This is a genomic window from Alcanivorax sp. IL2 (assembly GCF_047495475.1).
Lineage (GTDB): Bacteria > Pseudomonadota > Gammaproteobacteria > Pseudomonadales > Alcanivoracaceae > Alcanivorax.
In genome coordinates this window covers 811,132-832,251 of record NZ_CP179932.1, presented here as the reverse complement: position 1 = coordinate 832,251, position 21,120 = coordinate 811,132, and the positions used below count along the sequence as shown (strand labels likewise).

The 21,120-nt window shown below is 60.8% G+C and carries 21 protein-coding genes; 4 read left to right on the top strand and 17 right to left on the bottom strand.

What is annotated here, in order from left to right:
• The 6 genes from ACMG4N_RS03870 to ACMG4N_RS03845 all read right to left on the bottom strand — a co-directional run bounded on the left by ACMG4N_RS03870 (nucleotide 1) and on the right by ACMG4N_RS03845 (nucleotide 5,564).
• A complete protein-coding gene (locus ACMG4N_RS03870) occupies nucleotides 1-591 on the bottom strand; it encodes a GNAT family N-acetyltransferase (protein ID WP_297764690.1) in 591 nt (196 codons plus the stop codon).
• Between the two features lie 313 nt (nucleotides 592-904).
• Nucleotides 905-1,648, bottom strand: coding sequence for a sulfite exporter TauE/SafE family protein (locus ACMG4N_RS03865; RefSeq protein WP_297764688.1), 744 nt, complete (start codon nucleotides 1,646-1,648; stop codon nucleotides 905-907).
• A complete protein-coding gene (locus ACMG4N_RS03860) occupies nucleotides 1,648-2,445 on the bottom strand; it encodes an SDR family NAD(P)-dependent oxidoreductase (protein WP_297764685.1) in 798 nt (265 codons plus the stop codon). Before ACMG4N_RS03860 ends, ACMG4N_RS03865 begins: the two co-directional genes overlap by 1 nt.
• Nucleotides 2,445-3,380 carry an SDR family oxidoreductase gene (locus ACMG4N_RS03855; protein WP_297764682.1) on the bottom strand — a complete coding sequence of 312 codons (936 nt, stop codon included), beginning with the start codon at nucleotides 3,378-3,380 and terminating at the stop codon, nucleotides 2,445-2,447. The genes ACMG4N_RS03860 and ACMG4N_RS03855 overlap by 1 nt, the downstream gene beginning before the upstream one ends.
• Nucleotides 3,362-4,270 (bottom strand): bile acid:sodium symporter family protein, encoded by a 909-nt coding sequence (locus tag ACMG4N_RS03850; RefSeq protein WP_297764679.1) that lies wholly within the window; start codon nucleotides 4,268-4,270, stop codon nucleotides 3,362-3,364. The genes ACMG4N_RS03855 and ACMG4N_RS03850 overlap by 19 nt, the downstream gene beginning before the upstream one ends.
• Before the next feature lies 1 nt (nucleotide 4,271).
• Nucleotides 4,272-5,564: a flavin-containing monooxygenase gene (locus ACMG4N_RS03845; RefSeq protein ID WP_414432930.1), complete on the bottom strand. Its 1,293-nt coding sequence runs from the start codon at nucleotides 5,562-5,564 to the stop codon at nucleotides 4,272-4,274.
• A gap of 160 nt (nucleotides 5,565-5,724) precedes the next feature.
• Here ACMG4N_RS03845 and ACMG4N_RS03840 point away from each other — a divergent pair, with 160 nt between their 5' ends.
• A complete protein-coding gene (locus ACMG4N_RS03840; protein ID WP_414432929.1) occupies nucleotides 5,725-6,702 on the top strand; it encodes an AraC family transcriptional regulator in 978 nt (325 codons plus the stop codon).
• Between the two features lie 133 nt (nucleotides 6,703-6,835).
• On the opposite strand, the gene ACMG4N_RS03835 is transcribed toward ACMG4N_RS03840, so the two are convergent.
• The 4 genes from ACMG4N_RS03835 to ACMG4N_RS03820 all read right to left on the bottom strand — a co-directional run bounded on the left by ACMG4N_RS03835 (nucleotide 6,836) and on the right by ACMG4N_RS03820 (nucleotide 9,577).
• Nucleotides 6,836-7,708: a crotonase/enoyl-CoA hydratase family protein gene (locus ACMG4N_RS03835; protein ID WP_414432928.1), complete on the bottom strand. Its 873-nt coding sequence runs from the start codon at nucleotides 7,706-7,708 to the stop codon at nucleotides 6,836-6,838.
• 13 nt (nucleotides 7,709-7,721) lie between these two features.
• Nucleotides 7,722-8,480, bottom strand: a complete 759-nt coding sequence (locus tag ACMG4N_RS03830; RefSeq protein ID WP_414432927.1) for a helix-turn-helix domain-containing protein — start codon at nucleotides 8,478-8,480, stop codon at nucleotides 7,722-7,724.
• A gap of 44 nt (nucleotides 8,481-8,524) precedes the next feature.
• Complete coding sequence (locus ACMG4N_RS03825) at nucleotides 8,525-9,013, bottom strand: DUF962 domain-containing protein (protein ID WP_414432926.1); 489 nt, start codon at nucleotides 9,011-9,013, stop codon at nucleotides 8,525-8,527.
• Between the two features lie 156 nt (nucleotides 9,014-9,169).
• On the bottom strand, nucleotides 9,170-9,577 hold the full coding sequence (locus tag ACMG4N_RS03820) for a CBS domain-containing protein (RefSeq protein ID WP_297764657.1): 408 nt from the start codon (nucleotides 9,575-9,577) through the stop codon (nucleotides 9,170-9,172).
• Between the two features lie 155 nt (nucleotides 9,578-9,732).
• Between ACMG4N_RS03820 and ACMG4N_RS03815 the strand changes: the two genes are divergently transcribed.
• Nucleotides 9,733-12,459 (top strand): AAA family ATPase, encoded by a 2,727-nt coding sequence (locus tag ACMG4N_RS03815; RefSeq protein ID WP_414432925.1) that lies wholly within the window; start codon nucleotides 9,733-9,735, stop codon nucleotides 12,457-12,459.
• The gene (locus ACMG4N_RS03810) at nucleotides 12,452-13,270 is read left to right on the top strand and encodes a mechanosensitive ion channel family protein (RefSeq protein WP_035248595.1); all 819 of its coding nucleotides are present in this window, start codon (nucleotides 12,452-12,454) and stop codon (nucleotides 13,268-13,270) included. The genes ACMG4N_RS03815 and ACMG4N_RS03810 overlap by 8 nt, the downstream gene beginning before the upstream one ends.
• Before the next feature lie 15 nt (nucleotides 13,271-13,285).
• Here the strand turns inward: ACMG4N_RS03810 and ACMG4N_RS03805 are convergent, their stop codons facing one another.
• The 7 genes from ACMG4N_RS03805 to ACMG4N_RS03775 form a co-directional block, all read right to left on the bottom strand.
• The gene (locus ACMG4N_RS03805) at nucleotides 13,286-13,522 is read right to left on the bottom strand and encodes a hypothetical protein (RefSeq protein ID WP_156964892.1); all 237 of its coding nucleotides are present in this window, start codon (nucleotides 13,520-13,522) and stop codon (nucleotides 13,286-13,288) included.
• Nucleotides 13,523-13,597: 75 nt separating this feature from the next.
• Nucleotides 13,598-14,473 carry a metal-dependent hydrolase gene (locus ACMG4N_RS03800; RefSeq protein WP_297764649.1) on the bottom strand — a complete coding sequence of 292 codons (876 nt, stop codon included), beginning with the start codon at nucleotides 14,471-14,473 and terminating at the stop codon, nucleotides 13,598-13,600.
• A 144-nt stretch (nucleotides 14,474-14,617) separates the two neighbouring features.
• Nucleotides 14,618-15,583, bottom strand: a complete 966-nt coding sequence (locus ACMG4N_RS03795; RefSeq protein ID WP_297764646.1) for a sensor domain-containing diguanylate cyclase — start codon at nucleotides 15,581-15,583, stop codon at nucleotides 14,618-14,620.
• Nucleotides 15,583-16,107 carry a methanogen output domain 1-containing protein gene (locus tag ACMG4N_RS03790; RefSeq protein ID WP_297764643.1) on the bottom strand — a complete coding sequence of 175 codons (525 nt, stop codon included), beginning with the start codon at nucleotides 16,105-16,107 and terminating at the stop codon, nucleotides 15,583-15,585. Before ACMG4N_RS03790 ends, ACMG4N_RS03795 begins: the two co-directional genes overlap by 1 nt.
• 183 nt (nucleotides 16,108-16,290) lie before the next feature.
• Complete coding sequence (rsmD, locus tag ACMG4N_RS03785) at nucleotides 16,291-16,890, bottom strand: 16S rRNA (guanine(966)-N(2))-methyltransferase RsmD (protein ID WP_297764641.1); 600 nt, start codon at nucleotides 16,888-16,890, stop codon at nucleotides 16,291-16,293.
• Nucleotides 16,880-18,298, bottom strand: a complete 1,419-nt coding sequence (locus tag ACMG4N_RS03780) for a M16 family metallopeptidase (RefSeq protein WP_414432924.1) — start codon at nucleotides 18,296-18,298, stop codon at nucleotides 16,880-16,882. The genes rsmD and ACMG4N_RS03780 overlap by 11 nt, the downstream gene beginning before the upstream one ends.
• Entirely contained in the window at nucleotides 18,295-19,623 is a 1,329-nt protein-coding gene (locus ACMG4N_RS03775) for a pitrilysin family protein (RefSeq protein ID WP_335626753.1), read from the bottom strand. Before ACMG4N_RS03775 ends, ACMG4N_RS03780 begins: the two co-directional genes overlap by 4 nt.
• Before the next feature lie 242 nt (nucleotides 19,624-19,865).
• Here ACMG4N_RS03775 and ftsY point away from each other — a divergent pair, with 242 nt between their 5' ends.
• Entirely contained in the window at nucleotides 19,866-21,062 is a 1,197-nt protein-coding gene (gene ftsY, locus ACMG4N_RS03770; RefSeq protein WP_335626752.1) for a signal recognition particle-docking protein FtsY, read from the top strand.
• Nucleotides 21,063-21,120 lie beyond the last annotated feature (58 nt).

Here is a 21,120-nt window from a genome sequence, read left to right as displayed (position 1 = left end):
TTAAAGGCTATGGAGCCAGAACTGCATGGCCTTGCGGGTCGGCGCGGCCTCACCCACGTCAGTCCAGTCGAAATGGGCTACCAGCTGCTTCTGGGGGAAATAGCCCCGGCCGCGCCAGAAATCATCCAGTGGGCGATAATTTTCAGGGCGCAGCGGGTGGTCATGCGGACGTTTTACGGCGCAGAAAGCCGTGTGCAGAAAGCCAAAATCCGCCGCGTACTGCTCGCGTAGATCAAAGAAGCGGTGGCCAACCCCCTCACCCCGATAGGGCTGGAGCAATACCGACTCGCCAAAATAGAACACGGAACCCAGCTCCGCGCCCAGTTGCCGGAAAGGTGCCTGAAATTCCTCATCCGCCTCCAGCAACGGCAACGCCGTGGCCGCCCCCACCAGCCGGTTGAACTCCAGTGCCAACACAAAGACGCTGCGATCAGACTGGGCATACCGATCCAGATAACGACGCTCGTAGTCCCGGTTCCCCTCGTACAAATAGGGAAAATCCCGAAACACCTGAATGCGCAATTCAGCCAGCTCATCCAGCCAGGGCTCTACGGCAAAACCGGTAACCGGACGAATTTCCACATGGGACATGAGGGCTCCTGAACATCAAACGGACGACAGGAAACCAATAGCATGATGAAAGAGGAAAGGAAAATTGCCTTTTGGGGTAAGAGTGGAGCCACGAAGTACATGCCACCAGGCAATCCACATTGGCCTGAGGTCGTGCTGGTTGCGTTTGGATAGCCCTGTCGAGTGCTGAATGGCCTGATCGCCCTACGGTCGATTTCCGCGCAAGCGCGGTTCGCGGCTCAAGCGCCGCTCCTACAGCGGCTTCGTCGAAATGACGAAGCACGAGGAATTTTCCAGACCTTCCCTATCGAACCAGCGTAGCTCGTAGCTCAACTCACCCTGGCCAGGCCAGAATCCCCCCGGTCACCGCCAGCACCACAAACACTGCCTGACGGAAACGCTGCTCGTTGACCCGGTGATGCAGCACCTCCCCCAACACCATGGCAACGATGACCACCGGCACCAGCATGGCAATGCGCGGCGCCGCCGGCAGCAGACTGCCATCCAGCAGGAATACCAAGGTGAGCAGACTGTTGAGGGCCAGCCATACCAGAATCAGGGTGGCGCGAAAGCGTTGTTTGTCCAGGGACAGACCGCTGAGGGCATAGACCAGCAGCGGGCCACCGGAGGCAAACAAGCCATGGGTGATACCCGCCAGAAACATCCACACGCGGGCCCACAGGCCGCCATGGGCCGAGGCGGTCGCACCACGCCACATTCGCCACAGCTCCCGGCCGCTGAACCACAGCACCAGCACACCGAAGGCATTCTTGAGCAACTGATCCCCCAGCCAGGGACGCAGCCCGTAACCGGCCAGCGTCCCCACCACCATCAATGGCAGAATCAGTTTCCACAGGGTGGGCCAGTGAATGGCGTGGCGGTGCCGCCAGCTCAGGGTGCTGCTCATGACGATATTGAGTGGCACCAGCACCGGCAGGATCTCCGCGATCGGCAGCACCAGCGCCCCCAGCGACAGGGCGATGACGATGCTGCCAAACCCGGTAGCGGCTTCGGTGGTAAAGGCCAGAAAAATAAACAGCCCCAGCAGCAGCCAGGGTAGCGTGGCCATGTCTGCCATTAACGGGCTTCCAGTTCGGCAGCAAACTTGCGCACCATCATGCGCTGGTAGACGTCTGGCGCCAGCCGCCACAGCAGGCTGGCGAACCAGGTAAAGCGATCCGGGAACAGTCGCTTTTTCTTGCGGTAGTAGGCCTCGAACACCCGCTCGGCCATCCACTCCGGCGTCTGCATGGCCCCCACCATGGAACGGGGATGGGCAGCGGGCTGACCATCGTGACCCAGGGCATTGGTTTCAATAGGCGTGTCCAGGAAGCTGGGATACACCATCAGGATATGCACCCCGTACTGCGCCACTTCACCGCGCAGCACCTCGAAAAACTGGCTCAGGGCACTTTTCGCGCTGCAGTAGCCGGCTCGCCCCAGCACCGGCATCCAGCCGGCCATGGAACCGATATTGATGATGCCACCACCGCTACGCTTGAGCAGCGGCAAGCAGGCCACGGCCATTTCTACCGGCGCCTGCCAGTCCACCGCCATGACCTTGCGGAACACGGCAATGTCGGTCTTGTCTGCCAGCGAACGGTGGGTAATCCCGGCGTTGTTGATCAGCACATCCAGGCCACCCTCCTTTTCCTTGAGCAAGGTCACCAGTGCGGTGATCGCATCACTGTCCGTCACGTCCAGCCGGTGAAAGGTGACGCGGGATGGGTCCTGGCTGGCCAGTGCATCAGCACGCGCCGCCAGCAGCAAGGCATTCATGTCGGTCATGATGACCCGATGGCCCAGCGAGAAGGCCTGCTGGGACAGGGCCCAACCGAGGCCGGATGCGGCACCGGTAATCAGTATGGTTTTCATTAATCCTTCCTCTGTTGTTGGCCGGCCATATAGAAGCGAAACACCTGCTCAGAGGTCTTGCGCGGGATATAGCCGAACTCTTCCTTGAGTCGTCGATTATCCAACACCGGCCGATAGCGCAGGAAGTTCACCTGCGCCGGGGTGTAGTTAGTCAAGCCCAGCCGATTACCAATCCACAAGGCGGCGCGAATCAGCCCGGCGGGCACGGAGACCACCGGCTTATCCAGCAAGCGGCCCAGCTCATGAATACTGAGGGCGCCGTCACCGGCCAGGTTGTAGCGACCGGCTTTGCCTTCCAGTACGCCTTTCTGAATGATCGCCACCACATCCTGATCCCAGATAAAGACAAAGGGCGATGGCGAACCGGCCACCGCCACCAGGCGGGGTTTCTCGAACAGACGGGTAATCAGGTTACGGGTATTGGCGCCCAGCACGGTGCCCGGGCGCAGCACCAGTTGCTTCAGTGCCGGGTGTGTCTGGCGATACTCCGCCAGCAGGGTTTCCACCTGGCGCTTGTGATCCGAGTAGGGGAATTCCGGGTTTCCGCGCAAGGCATCATCCTCATCCAGCCAGGCGGGATTATCCGGGTGATAGCCGTAGGCGGCGCCGGAACTGGTCACGACCAGTTGCTCCACGCCCGCCGCCACACAAGCGTCCAACACGTTACGGGTACCATTCACATCGATGTCAAAATCCCGTGCCCGGTCGCCGGAATCCTCCAGCACGGCGGCCAGGTGGACCACCTGCTGAATGTCGTGCTCACTGAGCAGGCGCCCCAGATCCGGGTTACGGATATCCATCTCGTAAAAGGGAAAGTCGGCACTGTCATCCGCGCGAATATCCACCCCTACCACATGGTGGTCCTGGCTGAGTCGGCGAGCCACCTGGCTACCGATATAGCCGGCGGCGCCGGTAATCAGGATGCGTCGTCGCATGGGCCCTCCTCACGGTCATGGCCTCGTGACCACCACCAGGCCAGCAACAATCCGGAAATCAGATGCCAGACACCCCAGAAAGCGGCGATCAGGATCATGCCACTGGCTTGCGGGAAAAACGTAAACAGGATGGCCAGCCCCAGGCCGGAATTCTGAATCCCCACCTCCATGGTGATGGCACGACGATCCTGCCGGGGCAGCCCCGTAAGCATGCCGGCAAAGGCCCCCATGCCCAGCGCCAGCATATTCTGCAACACCACCAGAATGACGATGCGATCCGCCGTGGCCAGGAACACATCCATGTTGTTGCTGAACGCCACCCCAACAAACAACAGCAATACCAGCAGCGTGATCACCCGCATGGGCTTCTCGGCTTTCGCGGCAAAGCGCGGAAACAGCTTGCCGGTCATCATTCCCACCAGCAGCGGCAGCCCCAACACCAGCACCACCAGGATCAGGATGTTCATGCTGTCCAGCTGGATTTCGGTGAGCATGGACCGGGTATGGGGGTTGAGCCAGCCATAGAGGGCAAAGTTGAACGGTGTCATCACCATGGCCACCAGGCTGGAGATCGCGGTCATGCTTACCGAGACCGCCACATTGGCCCGCGCCAGCCAGGTCATGATGTTGGAAAACGAGCCCCCCGGGCAGGACGCCACCAGGATCATGCCCAGCGCCATTTCCGGGTCCACTTCAAAGAACCAGGTGGTCAGGCAGGTGGCGGCGGGCAACAGTACGAACTGGGCAAGCAGACCGACAATGGGCGCATCCGGGCGCTTGAGCACGCGCCGGAAATCCTCACCGGTGAGCGACAGGGACACCCCGAACATCATGAACGCCAGGATGACGTTGAGAATCAGCAGATTCTCGCTACTGAACTGCACCTCCACCTCACACCCCCTGTTTCAGGTCGGCGATGTGGGCGTTGACCGCCTTGCGATAGCTGTCCTTGTGCACGTAGTAAGCCATACGTTCCAGCTTCAGGTAGTCGAAGCCGCCATCCAGGGTCTGCCCCGCTTCCGCGCAGGCTTTCTTCTCCAGCTTGTCTGCCTCCGGGTGCTGGTTCTGCCGGGCCTTGATGTAGAGCGCCACCATCTCCGCCTGCTCATTGCGCCCTTCCCAGCCCAGTCCGGCGGCTTCCACCATGCCCATCATGAACAGGTTACGGTACTGCGGGTGGAACACATTCAGGTATAACTGCGGCGCATCGGCGTTGTGCCAGTTCAGCTCCGAGGCATCGATAAAGGGGTAATCCAGTTTGTAGCCAGTGGCCATCAGAACCAGGTCATACACCCGGGATTGACCGTCGGCAAAGGTCACCGTGTCACCCACCACCCCGACAATGTCGCCGTGGGGTGTGATGTCACCATGACCAAGATGGTGCAGTACCAGGGAATTGATCACCGGGTGGGATTCATACATCCGGTATGACGGCTCCGGCAGGCCGTAATCACTGGGTTTGCCGACGATAAGACGAATCAGCCGGGCATCCAGTCGCTGCTTGAGTCCGCGAGGCAACTTGAGCTTGCCACCGATGCTGTCGGTGGGTTTGCCGCCGATAAACTTGGGCAGGAAGTAATACCCGCGACGTACGGACAGATCCACACTGGCCGCCCGGTGCACCGCGTCTACCGCAATATCGCAGGCAGAGTTGCCACAGCCCACGATCAGCACCCGCTTGCCATCAAACACCGCCGCATCGCGATAATCGCAGGAATGCATCAGCTCACCCTCGAACTTGCCTGGCAGGCTGGGCTGGTTGGGTGTGTGCAGGGTGCCATTGGCGATCAGCACACCGTCGAAATAACGACTTTGCGTTTCGCCATCGCGTTCGGTAGTGATCTGCCAGCCGTCACCGTTGCGCTCCACACGCACCACCCGGGTGGAAAGCTCGTAGTGCCGATACAGGTCGAAATGGCGCGCATAACTCTGGAAGTAGCGCTTCATTTCACTGTGATGAGGATAAGTCGCTACCTCATCGGGCATGGGGAATTCACTGAATTCGGTCATCCCCTTGGAGGAAATCAGATGCGCGGACTGATACATGGTGCTGTGGGGGTTATCGATATCCCACAGGCCACCCACATCGCTGTTCAGATCGAACCCGATGAAAGGAATATCGTACTTGTTAAGATTTCTGGCGGTGGCCAGGCCCATGGGGCCGGCGCCTATCACTGCGTACATGGCTGTCCCGATAACTATTATTATGAACCCGGATCCGGGTTGGCCGAGTTGGACTCAGCATTTGGTATGATGTCTACTCTACGGTCCACCGGGTGCAGGCTCACGGCCAATTCGGGACCTTGCCACGGTTAATTCGGGACCTCATGGACCTCATAGCAGCATGACGCACACCCCCACCGTTACAGTGCGCTTTACCCAGGCCATCAGCCACGCAGCAGAACAGCTGGGCTTCGCCCTGCCCACCGCGCTGCAACAGGCGGTCGGGGAACAGGACCGTGTCAGCCTGACGCTGCAGGGAAAAATCTGGGAAAGCTTCTGCGAACAGGCCCGCGACCCGCTGGTAGGCATCCAGTTCGGCCTGGCCCTGCAGGTCGGGCATCTGGACACCGTGGGCATGGTGCTGATGAGCTGCGATACGGTGGAAGATGCCCTCGATTCACTGATGGATTACTACCCCATCGTTGGCGAAGGGGGCGCCTTTTCGTATCAGGTGCACAACGACGAATGCGAGATTCGCTACCAGCCCGAGTACACGGTGCGCCAACGAGAGCGGGTGGAAGCCGCGATGACCGCCCTGCTGCAGCTGTCACGCTGGACCACCGGCGATCACCTGCAGGCCTGTCGCATCAACTTTGCCCACCCGGCGCTGGACGACAATCGGCGCTACGAATCCCTGCTCGGATTACCGGTACGTTTTGCCGCCGACCATAACACCCTGGTACTGCCCGCCAGCGATCTGAGCCTGCCACTGATTCATGCCAACCCGTCTCTGTGCCATCACCTGCGCACTCTCGCCGACCAATTGCTGGATAACCTGGGCAGCCAATCTCTCAGCGCCACCGTGCGTGACCTGCTCCGCCAGCACCCGCACTGGGGCAAGGAAAAAGTGGCCGACCAGCTGGCCATGAGCGGGCGCCATCTGGTGCGCAAACTGGGCGAGGAAGGCAGCAGCTTCAAGTTGCTGCGCGATGCGCTGCTGCAAGGCATGGCAGAAACGGAATTACAGGCGGGTACCCGCCTGGCCGACATTGCCGACAAGCTGGGCTTTTCCGATGAAAGTGCTTTTTCCAAGGCCTTCAAACGCTGGACCGGCACGACGCCGGCGCAATACAGGGAGAAGGCAGTTAATAGTGAATAGTTAACAGTGAACAGCGGCGCGGGGCAGCGGCGCAGTGTTTCAAACGCAAGAGGCCGCGACCAAAGTTTGGTCGCGGCCTCCTCGCTTTCAGCAATCACGAATCATGATCGCGCAGCTATTAACTGTTCACTGTTCACTGTTCACTAACCTTCTCTTCTTTCCAGAAATCGAACTGTGTCGGAATATCCGCCATCGCCGTTTCGAAACACGGCTCGCGTTTTTCCAGGAAGGAGGTGAAGCCGTCGCGGCCGTCCCAGAATTCGTTCGACCAGTAGATCATTTTTGATTCCACCGCATGGGCCTGCATGGGGTGGGCAAAGTTGGGGTTACGCCAAAGCATTTGCTTGGCCAGCGCCACCGCCACCGGGGAACTCTTGGCGATCATTTTGCGGGCAATGCAGCGAGCCACATCCACCACTTCACCCTTGTCATGGGCACTGTGGAACAGCCCCGCCTCCACGCCTTCTTCGGCCATGAAGATATCACCGCTGATCACCCATTCCATGGCTTTCTGAATACCCACCACCCGCGGCAAGAACCAGGAGGAACAGGCTTCCGGGGTCAGCCCCCGCTGGGTGAAGACAAAACCAATCTTGCTGTTGGCGGCCACCAGGCGAATATCCATGGGCAGGGTCATGGTGATACCCACCCCCACGGCAGCGCCATTGATGGCACCGATGACCGGTTTGCGGCAGTTGTAGATGGCCAGGGACACCTCACCACCGGAGTCACGAATCTGCTCCAGCGGCGGATTCATCCCTTCGGCGTCATCGTAGCCGAACACATTGCCGCCCTCTTCCGGCTGCATTTCCATGCCGGCACAGAACACCTTGCCGGCACCGGTAACGATCACCGCGCGCACCGCGTCATTCTGATCCGCCTCGCCAAAGGCATGTACCAGCTCATCCTTCATGCGCAGGGTAAAGGCGTTGAGCCGGTCCGGGCGATTCAGGGTAATGGTAAGAATGTTTTCATCCAGATCGGTGCGAATATGCTGGTAATCCATGGGGCCTCCATAATTATTCTTTCAGGTGCAGTACCTGCACCGGCAGACTTCGAGCATACCGCGAAGGCAGGGCGTCGAACATGGCGCGCAGGGTACGATTGAGATGAGGTTGATCGTAAAAGCCGGCAGCCACCGCCAGGTCGGTGAAATTCATGCCGCTACGCCATAATGCCAGCGCTCGCTGACACTTGAGATGCAGCTGATAACGCTTGAGGGATACGCCGAGCTGCTCGCGAAACAGATGCCGGAACCGGGAGGCAGACAGGTTGGCGTGCTCCGCCAGGGTATCCATGGATGGCATCGTCTCGCCGACACGCATCAGGCTGCAGGCATCAGCGATACGCGGGTCCAGTGGCAAGGGGTCGGCCAGGCCGCGCAGACCGTGCAGAAATTTCCGCACCCTTTCCTCACTGCCAGTCTGCACCAGGGCCGTCATCTGTTCACCGCACCAGCGCTGCTGCGGTTCATCCAGCCCGTCCAGACAGGACAGCGCCCGCCAGGCCGGCTCATCCGGATCCAGGTGAACCACCGCCACCGGCCCCTGACTGTGCAGGCTCTGGGACACATCCGGCGGCACCAGCACCACCCGTTGCTGGCGCAGACACCCCTCCACGGTGACCCGAATCGGCTGGTCCAGGCCCACCAGCAGGGACGCGGCCACATGCTGGTGGGCCTGGTTGGCGATGGCAGGCATCACCATCAGCCAGCCCCCCTGCCAGAGAAACAGGGGGGTTAGCGGCAAATCCGATAAAGGCGGGGTGTTGTCATCCATAACCGCCGATCATGCCCGCCCGGCCACGGGCGGGCAATGGACGATCAGGCCGATACGCGGCGGCCAAAACCCAATTTGCGTGCCAGCTCGATACTGACAAACATGGGCCCCACCAACAGGAACACCAGATCATCCACAAAGGACGGCTTCTTGCCTTCCACCTTGTGGCCCCACACCTGCACCGCCCAGGCCAGCAGCCATACCGCCGCGGCGCTCCAGCCAAGCGACAGGGCACTGCGATCCACGGCGACGATCACCGCCAGGGACGCCGCCAACCAGCCGGTCATCAGCATCGTCATGCCCAGGGACATGCGCAGATAAAACGGCATGCAGATTAGCGCCAGCAGGGTGCCACCATTGACCCAATAAGCGGCAGCACCCTCCAGGCCCAGCCAGCGCCCCAGGGGCAGCAGCCAGAACAGGCCGAGGGTGGAGATAAAGATGGCCGGCACACAGAGGATATGGACCCACTGGTTAACCGGGTTCTGGTGACTCTCGCCGTAATCGGCCAGAAAGGTTTGCAGGTTACGCATGACAGCTCTCCCGAGTTGTTGTTTTGAGCTGTCATCGAATGTAATGCGGGGAGTGAATACAGGATTGTACGCAGGGGTCACGGGTTCGAGGTGCGAGAAACAGACCCTGCGCCTTACCTTTCGCTCCTTTTGACTCGCGACTCGCGACTGATTTCGTCAATCGCAGCCCCGCCGACTGTCCTTGAGAGCCCGCAGCACCTGTTCCCGGGTCAGCAAGCCCACCAGAATGCCCTTGTCGTCCACCACCGGATAGATCTTGGGTTTCTGGGTGACCATCAACTCGGCCACATTCACCGCGGAATCGTCCTCGTGCACGGTGAGAGGCTGGCCATGCATGAATTCTTCCACCACCAGACTGCCCTCGCAGTGATAGCTGGATATCAGCAGCTTGCGCAGGCAATCCTGTTCGGACACAAACCCGACCACCTTGTTGTGATCATCCACCACCGGCAGGCCGGTAAATTTGTGCTGCAACAGGATGTCCACCACCGCCGTCAGCTCCGTGCCGGTCTTCACCGCCGCCGGGTGCTTGGCCATCAGGGCCCGCACAATCAGTTCGCTCATGGCTGTCTCCTTGGATTGAGCCTTCCTTGACTATAACACCCCGTTTCCTTGGCCAGGGAGCCCAGGGAGCCTCAATAACCCATGGGCAATATCAATGGATGACGGCATGGCTACCGGTTCCTACAATGGACTCTGCTGAGGAGAAGGAATTGCGAATGGTATCGCCATGTTTACGGCTGTGTGTTGCTCTTATCGTTCTGGCCCTGACCGCCACGGTGCAGGCCAACGGGGTGGCCGCCTGCGAAGCGGCTGGTCAAACCCTGGAACAGCTCCAGCAGGAGAAGCAGCAGCAGGCAGGGCAGCTGCAGCAGCTACAGGGCTACCTCAATGGTCAGGTACCGGACCCTGTTCAGCTGGCGGCCTTGCTTGGCCATCCCCTTGAGGAGACCGCCCCCCTGTCCCAGCGCCGACCGGGTGAGCGCAGCGTGCCGGACAACAAGTGCGACGCCCTGCAAAACGACATTGATACCCTGCTGGGGCAACTGAGCCGGCAGGACCAGAAACTGCACACTCTGCGCCAGCAATTTACCCAGCTCCCCGACACCCAGCGCCAGGCCTTCTCCTCCCTGGCAGCGCTTTACCAACATCTGCAGACACTGATCGACCCGCAAGACACCCAGGAGGCGGTGAGCCTGGCGGCCACCACACTCAGCGACCATGTCCGCCAGGCCTGGGCCATTCTTCCGCTGCTCGGGTTATCACCCCAACAGGCCCTGCAACAACTGGATCAACTCTGGTATCGGAGCCCGTCCCTGACGCCGCCCCCCCAGCCCACGGCACAATGGCGCGATCTGCTGCGCACTCGCCTGGAAATGCAGAGCCAGCTGCGCCAGCTGCGTGCAGACCTGTGGCAGCGACGCTCCCTGTGGAGCCAGATTGACGCCATGGGCGGCCCCGCCCAGGCGCCGGCATTGCTCCACCACGAAGCAGAGCGCATCGGCCAGCGGCTGCTGGATACCGCCCATGTGATCGATCTGGATCTGCAGGAATCGGCACAGAACAAACGCTTTCTGCCGCTGGTGCAGAACAGTGTGGCGCTGATCCTCGGCATCGCCGGCTTCATGCTGCTGATCCGACTGGCCCGGCGCACTCGCCAATGGACCCTGACCCTGCACGAATCCGTGGTCCGGGCCAGCGGTGAGCACCGGTGGCTGCGCAACGCCAGCCGCCTGATCAGCGGCCTGGCGCCCATGCTGCCCTGGGTGCTGTTATGGCTGATGCTGGATCTGCTGGCCCCGTATCTGGACACCCCGTCCACCCGCATTCTTGTCTGGCTGCTACCGCTGGCCCGGCTTTATGTGATTTACGGCTTGTTCTGCCTGGTCGGCGAATGGCTGGTGATCCGGGTGGCACAAAGCGCCAATGCCTATCTGAGCAGCGATCAGTCCCGACAGGTCCATGACCACGCGCGGTTTATCTCACGCTGGCTGATACTGCCCTGGTTGCCGTTGTTGATCGTGTGGGAAAGCCTGGGCCCGTCACTGCTCTATTACCTCTGTCTGGGCATTTTACTGGTAGCCATTTACTGGGGACTGGGCCGACTACTGGCGCTTCGCCCCCAGGATTATCAGCGTTGCCTGCAGGCCATCCTCCCTTCGCGGCTGGATCCGCTGGCGGAAAAATTGCTCACCCCGATCCTGTTCTGGCTGTTTGCACCGTTGCTGCTGCCGGTGGCCCTGGCCAGCTTCTTGGTCGGTTTTATGGACCGGGTGCTGGCAGATTTCGACTGGTACATGCGCTTCAAGGCCCGCCTGTTTCGGCTGCGCACCCGCATCAACAACGATGAAGAAGATCCCGACAATGAGCAGCCGGTGGATGAACATTACGAACGCTGGTTTGCCACCGCCCTGCCAGAGGGCAGCAAAACACCCTTTGTGGATACCGGCCTGGTGACGGCCATGGAAAAGAATATCCAGCGCTGGCACGAGGACAAGACCGACGAAAATGCCCAGGTGGTGGCGGGCGAAAAGGGTTGCGGCAAAACGGTCAGCATTGATCGCCTGGAACGGGCGCTGGCGGAAAGCTGCAAGGGCCTCAACCTGGTCAAGCTCACGGTGCCGGCCAAGACCATCGAGCCGGACGCCATTCTCGCCCTGGTCGGCGACGCCCTGGGCGTGGACCTGGCCGGCGAAGGCCCGGCGGCCCTGGTGAAAAGTGACGAGGAGCGCCAGCCCACCCTGGTGGTGCTGGACGAAGCACAGAACTTTTTCCTCAAGGAAATCGGCGGCCTGGAAGGCTGGCGCACGGTGCTCAGCCTGGTCAATGCACGGCTGGACAATGTGTTCTGGTTGCTGATGATCAACAACCAGAGCTGGGCCTATTTGTGCAATGTGTTCGGCCGTGATTACCAGTTCCGCAACGTGGTGAAGGTGAAACGCTGGGGGCAGACGGATATCCGCTCACTGATCCTGGCGCGCAACCACCTCAGTGGTCATCGGGTGCGTTATGACGAGGTGCTGCTGTCTTCCCGTGGACCGGAGGCGGGCAATGTACGCAACGCGGAGCAACGCTATTTCAGCCTGCTGTGGGATGCCTGCCGCGGCAACCCCATGGTGGCCCTGCGACTATGGCTGACCTCGGTGAAACCCCAGGGTCGACAGGTGCTGGTGGGGCTACCCACACCGCCCTCTGCCAGCATTCTCGACAGCATGGGCGAGAACGCCCTGTTCGTGTATGCCGCCATTGCCACCCATGAAAATCTGACCAGCCAGGAAATCAGCCATGTGACCAATCTGCCTGGCAATGTGGTGCGCTACGCCCTCAAGGGTGGCTTCGATGCCGGTTTCCTGAATAAATCCGAGGATGGCCGCTACCGGCTGAAGCCCCTGTGGTATCAGCAGGTGATCAGTTACCTGACAAGGAAGAATCTGCTCAATGAATGAAGGCAATATCGTCAATGATCTGGCGGTGGTGGTTGAGCTGTTCAACATCTACGCCCTGTTGCTGCTGTTTATCGGCGGCTTTGTGCTGTGGGCACTGAACTGGGGCATCAGCAAGGCCAGCCTGAAGATCACCGAAAAGCTGCCCACCCGGCGCTTCCTGATTCTGCAGATCACCACCCTGATCGGCTTTGTGCTCTACACCGTAGGCTCCGCCGCGCTGATCATCGGCGTGCTGCAGCCGCCCAAGGAATTCATGCTGGCCGCCGGCGGCTCGATTGCCGTGGCCCTGGGCTTTGCCCTCAAGGACATCGCCGCCTCCCTGGTGGCCGGCCTGCTGCTACTGTTCGACCGCCCCTTCCGGGTGGGCGACCGGGTCAGCTTCGCGGATGTCTACGGAGAGATCGTCTCCATCGGCCTGCGTACCGTGCGCCTGCAAACCCTGGACGACAATCTGGTCACCATCCCCAACTCACGCTTCATCACCGATGTGGTGGCCTCCGGCAATTCCGGCGAACTGGACATGATGATCGTCACCGACTTTCACGTGGGCCTGGATGCGGACCTAGAAGACGCCAAAGCGATTATCGAGGAAGTGATTGTCACCAGCCGCTACGCCTATCTGAAAAAGCCGGTGTCTTTTGCCATTGAGGAAGTGGAAATCGGCGACATGCTGGCCATTCGCCTACGCTCCAAGGCCTACGTGCTGGACGTGCATTACGAGAAGGCCTTCCAGAGCGATATTGTGGTGCGGGTTTCCAAGCGTTTTCAGGAACAGCAGATTCCCCGGCCTCGCCGCGGCAGCGATGCCTGACACCCTTGGCCGGGGCTACTTTTTATCTTTGCGGTTTTTCGACAGGGCCTCTTCCAGCTCTTCGCGGGGCATGTAATCCAGATCCCAGTGGCTGGTAAAGGTTTCCTTGATTCGGTGTCGGCCACGGTGCAGATCATCCGGGGTTTCCCCTTCATGGGCCGGGTGATAGTCCAGCGGCTCGTGGGCCGACTCAGCATCGGGCTGATGACGAGAGGGAAAGAGCTTTTCTTTCAATGTAGTAAACCAGCGCATAAACACCTCCATGGTGTTTTCCCACCGTAACACGCCAGCACGACAGGAAAACATGAAGGGCCTGGGCAGGGCTGATCAGCCAGTCAGGTCCGGGCGATCCAGAAGCCGCGACAGCTTCTTCAACCCCTGTTTGCGCAGGAAGGTGCTGTCGCGCTTGCCGGGATGAAAATCCCGCTTGTAATACGCCAGGTAGGATTTTCCCAGTTTACGCAGCCAGCCCGGTTTGCCGAGCAGCCAGTTGATGCCGCCCCGGACGGATCGCCAGTCGGTGGGATCGTCCATGTCCTTGCGCAATTGGTAGTAGTGGAAAATGGTAAAGCTGATGAATTCCACCGTGGTAAGCGCCATTTCCGAGGTGCGCACCCAGTAGCTGTCCACCTGGTCCTGGTAGACATCAAAGGCCACGGCCTTGTGCTCACTTTCTTCCACCGCATGCCATAGCCACAGTGGCAACATGCGCTCATCCATGCCTTTGAAAAAATCCGGATGTTCCAGCATCAATTCCGCCAGCATGGCGGTGAAGTGCTCCAGGGCACAGGTCTTTGCCAGCTGCCGTTGCGGTGACAGGTGCTTGGCCATGAAACGCATGCCGCGATTGACGAACTCATCCACCTTGCCGGTGGGCACGCCCTTGGACTCCATGAAGTGATTGAAGGCATCGTGCTCGTTGCCATGATGGGCTTCCTGGCCAATAAAGCCTTTTACCTGCTCGCGCAGCAGCGGGTCCTGGATCTGTTTCTGGTAATGGCGCACGGAGCGCACGAAGAAGCGCTCGCCTTCCGGGAAGGTGCAGGACAGGGCTGTCAGCAAAATGGTCTTGAACTGGTCGTCGTCAAACCAGTAACGCGGCATGGCCGGATCGAAGGAGAAATCCATCTTGCGGGGCTGAATATCACTGTTGTTCAGTTTCTTTGGCGTTTTCGGCGATGTCGCAACCGCTTTGCTAGTCATGGCAAACCCTCCTGCGTATAGGCACAGTATTCGCCAGTCAAAAATGGGACACTAGTTCAGGTTGTGCCATTTCCTGCCTGCCGACGACGCGCGAAGGGCATGGATTGTGGGTGACCGCAGGGTGATTGTGCCTGCGCGCCACCATTACCCCGCGTCCGCCTTGGGTGGGTCTGACTGGCCGGACAGGGCCGCATGCACCGCCTGATCCCGCCCGCGCTGCTTGGCCAGGTACAGACCCCGATCCGCTTGACGCATCAGCTCGCGGCCGGTGATGGCAGTGCCAGGAGTACGAGTCGCCACGCCCACGGACAGGGTAACCGGCTGCCAACTGTCACCGGACGGGCAGCCCGCATTGTGATTGCGCAGGGTCATCACCAACCGCCAGGCCACTTTCAGGGAGGCATGGATATCCGCCCCCGGGAGCAATACCCCGAACTCTTCTCCGCCAATACGGGCCACCTGATCATCACGACGGGTAAGGGTCCCGCTCAGCAACCGGGCCACACGCTGCAGCACCTGGTCGCCCAGATCATGACCGTGGGTGTCATTGATGGCCTTGAAGTAGTCCAGATCCAAAATCATCACGGACAACTGTTGCTGTTGATCGGCCAGTGCCGCCGCCAGCCAGTCATCAAATGCGCGACGATTGGCAATACCGGTCAGCGCATCCCGGGAAGCCTGGGTCTGCGCCACCAGCGCGGTTTTCTCCGCGGCCGCTCGCTCCCTTTTCAACGCCGTCGTCCGCTGGACCATCTGGGAAAGTTGATGCATGCCGCCCACCACCCATTGTCTTGGCAGCAGCTCCAGCAACCAGAAATCCAGGACTTCGCCTTGTCGGGCAATCCGGGTGCTGGCGATATAGCTATCTTGCAAGGGCTCAACAAGACGCAGGGCCAGATGGGAAAAGGCCTGATTGCGGCGCATGGCCCGCAGAAACTCCTCACTGCGTGAGGGCGACGCCAGCAGACACTTGATCGTTTTCGGGGCGCGATCGCCGAGTAACTGGTTGGCCCTGCGATTCAGCCACTCTATCTGGCCATCGGCGTGGACCACGAACACCGGCATAGACATGGCATTGATCAGGGCTCGGCAGTCCGCCGACCACGGCATCACTCACCGGAGCGAAAATATTCCCGCCCCGCCCCCGTTTCGCTGGCTTCCAGAGAAATGACCACATGACAGTGGCCATCGCCATTGGCAATGGATTTCTGGATATCCACGCGGCCATAACCGGCATTTTCCGCCGCGATCACGCCGAACACGTTGGAGGTCATCATACAAAGCGCCGGACGGCCAATCACCTTGTCGCCGAACGGGCAGCGCCGATTGCCCAGCACCAGTTGTCGCTCATCCGCATGGATCAGGTAAAAGTCGCCGTCGATACGACGCTTGAGATCAACCAATACTGCCGGAATTTGAAAACGATCCAGCGTGGTCAGATTCAGGGATTGCAGGTAGTGACCATTCAGCTCATCGCCAATTTTCTGCCCCACCAGGGAGATGAACCCTTCCGCCTGATCCATGCCGGTGACCTCCTGCAGAGACTCGGCCAGATAGCCCAGCAGCTGTCGCAGAAAGCGATCCTTATCCAGACCAATCGATACAGTGTGAATCCGTTCCGGTATCTTTTCCATTGTGCTGCCCCGCCCGATCCATGTGCCGTGTATCCACCATCCCCAGCCATGCCTAATGGCTTAATACACATGATTCACCGGCATGACTGCGACATCAATCACGTTCACTGAAGTGGTCATACCGTTTACACGGGTAATTGTGCCGATTGTCCGTGAAGTCGACACAAACCCGACGAATGGGAGTCAAATTTCTTCCCGGCGGAATAAACGGGCACGAATATCCCCACCGCTTTTTTCCCGGTGCAGCTGCCAGTTCGATGGCACAACCGGTTCTTCAGCGTGCCGACGGCTTTCCACATAGACCCAGGCTTGTGCCGCCAGCAAGCCTCTTTCTTCCAGCGCGGCACAGGCCGGCTCCGCCAGCCCCAGGTCGTAGGGCGGATCCACAAACACCAGGTCAAACTGCAAGGCGCTTTGCCCTGCCCATTGCAAGGCATCCGCAGTGTGGATCTCGATGCGATCACCAAACAGGGGCAACAACTGGCGCTTCAAGTCGGCGGCCCGTTCGCGCTTTTTTTCCACCAACACCGCCCGCTGAGCGCCGCGACTCAGCGCTTCTGCCCCCAGCACGCCGGAACCGGCAAACAGGTCCAGCACCCGCAGGCCCGGCAGCTCGAACTGCAACCAGTTAAACAGGGTTTCGCGCATGCGATCGGAGGAGGGGCGCAGATCGCCCCCCTGATCCACGAACTGCAGGCGATGGCCGCGCCGCTCACCGCCGATAATCCGCACCTGACCCTTGCTGGTGGCACCGCCTTTGCGATTCGGGCCTCTATTCGCCACTGCGCTCTCCCTGTTCCGCGGGGGGCTCATTGTCCTGACTCTGGAGGATTTGTGGCGCCTCCGGACCGATACTGACGATGGCCAGGTCCTCCACATCCAGGGTTCTGCGGAACGCATCGCGGATATCCGCCACGGTGACCTGGCGTACCTGGCGGTTAAACCACTGCAGGTAATCCAGCGGCAGATCATAGAAACCGATGGCTCCCAATTGGCCAATGATGTCGCTATTGTCGGCGGTGCTCAGGGCAAAGCTGCCAAGGATATTGGCCCGCGCCTGTTCCAGCTGCGCCTGGGTGGGCCCTTGCTCGACAAACTCACGGATCAGATCCAGCGTCAGGGTCAGTGCGTCGTCGGCATTCTCATTGGCGGTCTTGAACTGCACCTGGAAAGGGCCGCCCGCCGCCATGGCCGAGAAACCGCTGCCGATGCCGTACACATAGCCACGCTTCTGGCGCACCTCGTCGGTGAGGATGGACGCGAAGCCGCCACCGCCGAGAATCTGGTTGCCCACGTGCAGCGCCACATGATCCGGGTTGCCCCGCCAGGTGGCCTGGTTGCCCAGCAGGATATGGGTCTGGGCGGAGGGGAAGTCGATGTGCTCGCGTTTGCGCTCGCTGAGCGTTTCTGCCCGGGGCAGCTGCGGTGCCGCCGGGCCCGCCGGCAATGCTGCGCTGATCTGTGCGGCAATCTCCTCAGCCTCACTGCGCGACAGGTCCCCGACCATGGCAATCACGGTATTGCCGGCGGCGTAATAGGTGTCATAGAAATCCACCAGCTGCTGCCGCTGGATCTGCGGCAGGCTCTCCAGGGTCCCTTCGCTGGGCTGGCCATAGGGGTGGTCGGCAAACACTGTGGCCATGAACGCCTTGCTGACCTGCGGCCCGGGCACCTGCTGCTCCATGCGCAGCCCCTGCATGGCGCGGGTACGCAGACGGTCCAGCGCATCCTCAGGGAAACTGGGCGAACCGATCACCTGATTGAACAGCGCCACCACCGGCTGGCGATACTCCGCTGCCGAAAGGGTACGCAGGCTGATGATGCCCATGTCCCGGTAACTGCTGGAGGAAAAGCTGGCGCCGCGATCTTCAAACCCCCGGGCGATGTCATCCACACTGAGGGCCTCGGCGCCCTGGCCGATCAGGGCACTGGTCAGGGAGGCCACGCCGGGCAAGCCGTCATCCTGGGAACTGCCAGCGGCCATTACCAGACGAATATCCAGCATGGGCAAGGCATCGCTTTGCACGAACATGACCTTGGCGCCCTGCTCCGTCTGCCAGGACTGGATATCCAGCTGCGGCGCCTGGGGCTCGCTGGCCGCCACTTGTTTTTCCGTGGTCGGGAAGCTGGTACAGGCGCTGAGCATCAGCGCCGCCACCGCGGCCCCCATCATTCCTGGTAACCGCATCATTGTTCTTCCTCCTGCTCCGGCACCACATGGGCCACCGCCAAGCGCTCCGGCACCAGCCACTGGCGGGCCACCCGCTGCACATCCTCGGCGGTGACTTTGCCCAACTGTTCCTCGAACTGCTCGGCCAGATCGATATCCAGACCCAGGGTACTGAGCATGCCCAGCTCCATGGCCTGGCCCATCACCGAATCCTTTTCAAACACCTGGCTGGCCAGCACGCCGGCCCGTACCCGCGCCATTTCGTCCTCACTCGGCAAGGTGGTCTGCAAGGTCTTGATCTGCTCACGCAGAGCCTGCTCTACCTGATCCAGGGTGACACCCGGGTTCGGGGTCGCGGTAAGAGTAAAGGTGCCATCGCCGCGCTGGATGCCGCTGTAGCTGGCACCGGCACCGGCCACCAGCTTCTCGCCGCGAACCAGTTCGGTTTCGATGCGGGCACTCATGCCGCCATCGAGTACCCCGGCGAGCATGGTCAGGGCGTAGAAATCCCCTTTCTGCTCGGCAGTCACCAGGGAGGGAACGTTATAAAGCATGTAGAGAGCAGGTACCTGCACGGCCATGGCCAGATCCAGGCGGCGTTCACCGGCAGCGGGGGTGACCGTCTGCGTCGGCCGTGGCGGCGTGGTACCGGCGGGCAGATCACTGAAGAAACGGCGAACCAGCGGCTCCACCTGATCGCGGGTCACGTCACCGGCAACCACCAGGGTGGCATTGCCCGGTACATAGAAGCGGTCGTACCAGCTACGTGCCTGTTCCGGCTGCAGCTGGGCCAGCAGGGAGCGCCAGCCGATGATCGGGTGGGCATAGCCGGTACCCGGGCGGGCCACCGCCTGGAATTTTTCCCAGGCCAGGGCATTGGGGTTGTCGTCGGTGCGGGTGCGGCGCTCTTCCAGCACCACCTGCAACTCGCGATGGAACTCGTCATCGTCGATCTTCAGGTTACCCAGCCGTTCCGCTTCCAGCTCCAGGGCCAGCGGCAGGCGCGACACCTCGTACTGCTGGAAATAGGCGGTGTAGTCATAACTGGTGAAGGCATTGTCGCTGCCCCCATAGCGGGCCACCAGTTTGGAGAAATCCCCCGGCCCCAGTCGCTCGGTACCCTTGAACATCATGTGCTCAAGCACGTGGGCCAGGCCGGTTTCATAGGGCGCTTCGTCGAAACTGCCGGCCTTGAACCAGACCATCACGGTCACCACAGGGGCGCGATGATCTTCGCGGATCAGCACCTTGAGGCCGTTATCCAGGGTAAAGGCATGGGTGGGCAGCTCTGCCCGGGCGGTCAGACTCCAGAGAATGGCCGCCAGTGCCACCATGAGTTTTCTCATGCATTGTCCTCATTGTGTTGCGTACCGCCCCCCGGAAGCTGCTCCCCCGTGAGCGAAGTGTTAGGATAGCCGCGCGTTCGTTGGCAGACTGTTGAACAGCATGCATGACGAACGTCCAGCCTGCAGGAGGGCGCATTTTATTTATCGCCGGCATAGCATACCGGTTTACCGCCCTGTCCTTGCAGCCTCATTGCAAAGGAAGAGGCCCGATTTACCCTCTTCGCGATTGGATAAGACTGAACATGAGCGACGAAGTTTCCCGCGACGACGACAACGCGCCCAAGCCGGAAGAAAAAAAGACCGGTTTCTGGAAGCGCATGTTTACCGGTGTGGATGCCGATGAACTGAACGACACCAACACGGCGCCCGCCCCGCAAGACGATACCTCTGGCGAACCCGAGCCCGCTGTCACGCCCCCGGCCACTGCCTCCGTTGAAGCACCTGCCGCTGAGCCGCAACCATCGCCACAGGCCGAGAGCCAGGCGGAACCGGCGGATGACAGCGACAATGAAGAAGGCTTCTGGACACGCATGAAGCTGGGCCTGGGCAAGACCCGCAAGGGCCTGGGCAAGGGTCTGGCAGACCTGCTGGTGGGCGCCAAGGAAATCGACGACGAGATTTTCGAGGACATCGAGACCCAGTTACTGGTCGCCGATGTGGGCGTGGAAGCCACCGACGTGATCATCGAGGCGCTGACCGGGCAGGTGAGCCGCGAGGAACTGGTCGATGCTGACGCCTTGTACGAGTCCCTGCAGAACGAACTGCGCAAGCTGCTGGTGCCGGTGGACCAACCGCTCAACATCGACGGCAGCAAGAAACCCTATGTGATCCTGATGGTCGGCGTGAACGGCGTCGGCAAGACCACCACCATCGGCAAACTGGCCTGCCGCTTCAAGGCAGAAGGCAAGAGCGTGATGCTGGCGGCCGGCGACACCTTCCGCGCCGCCGCCGTGGAACAGCTGCAGGTATGGGGCGAGCGCAACGACATCCCGGTGGTGGCACAGCACACCGGCGCGGATTCCGCCTCGGTGGTCTATGACGCGGTCCAGGCCGCCCAGTCCCGCGGCGCGGACGTGTTGATCGCCGATACCGCCGGCCGCCTGCACACTCGCGGCAACCTGATGGAAGAGCTGACCAAGGTCACCCGGGTGATGAAGAAGCTGATCCCGGATGCGCCCCACGAAGTGCTGCTGGTACTGGACGCCGGCACCGGCCAGAATGCCATCCAGCAAGCCGAACAGTTCCGCGATGCCGCCGGCGTGACCGGGTTGGCACTGACCAAGCTCGACGGCACCGCCAAAGGCGGTATCCTGTTTGCCTTGGCCAAACGCACTGGCCTGCCGATTCGCTTTATCGGCGTGGGGGAACGACTGGAAGACCTGCGCCCCTTCCATGCGGAAGAGTTTGTGCAGGCCTTGTTTGAAGACGTGGCGGGGTAGCAACACCACTCCTCGCCGATAGCACTGTAGGAGCGCCGCTTGAGGCGCGAACTGTACT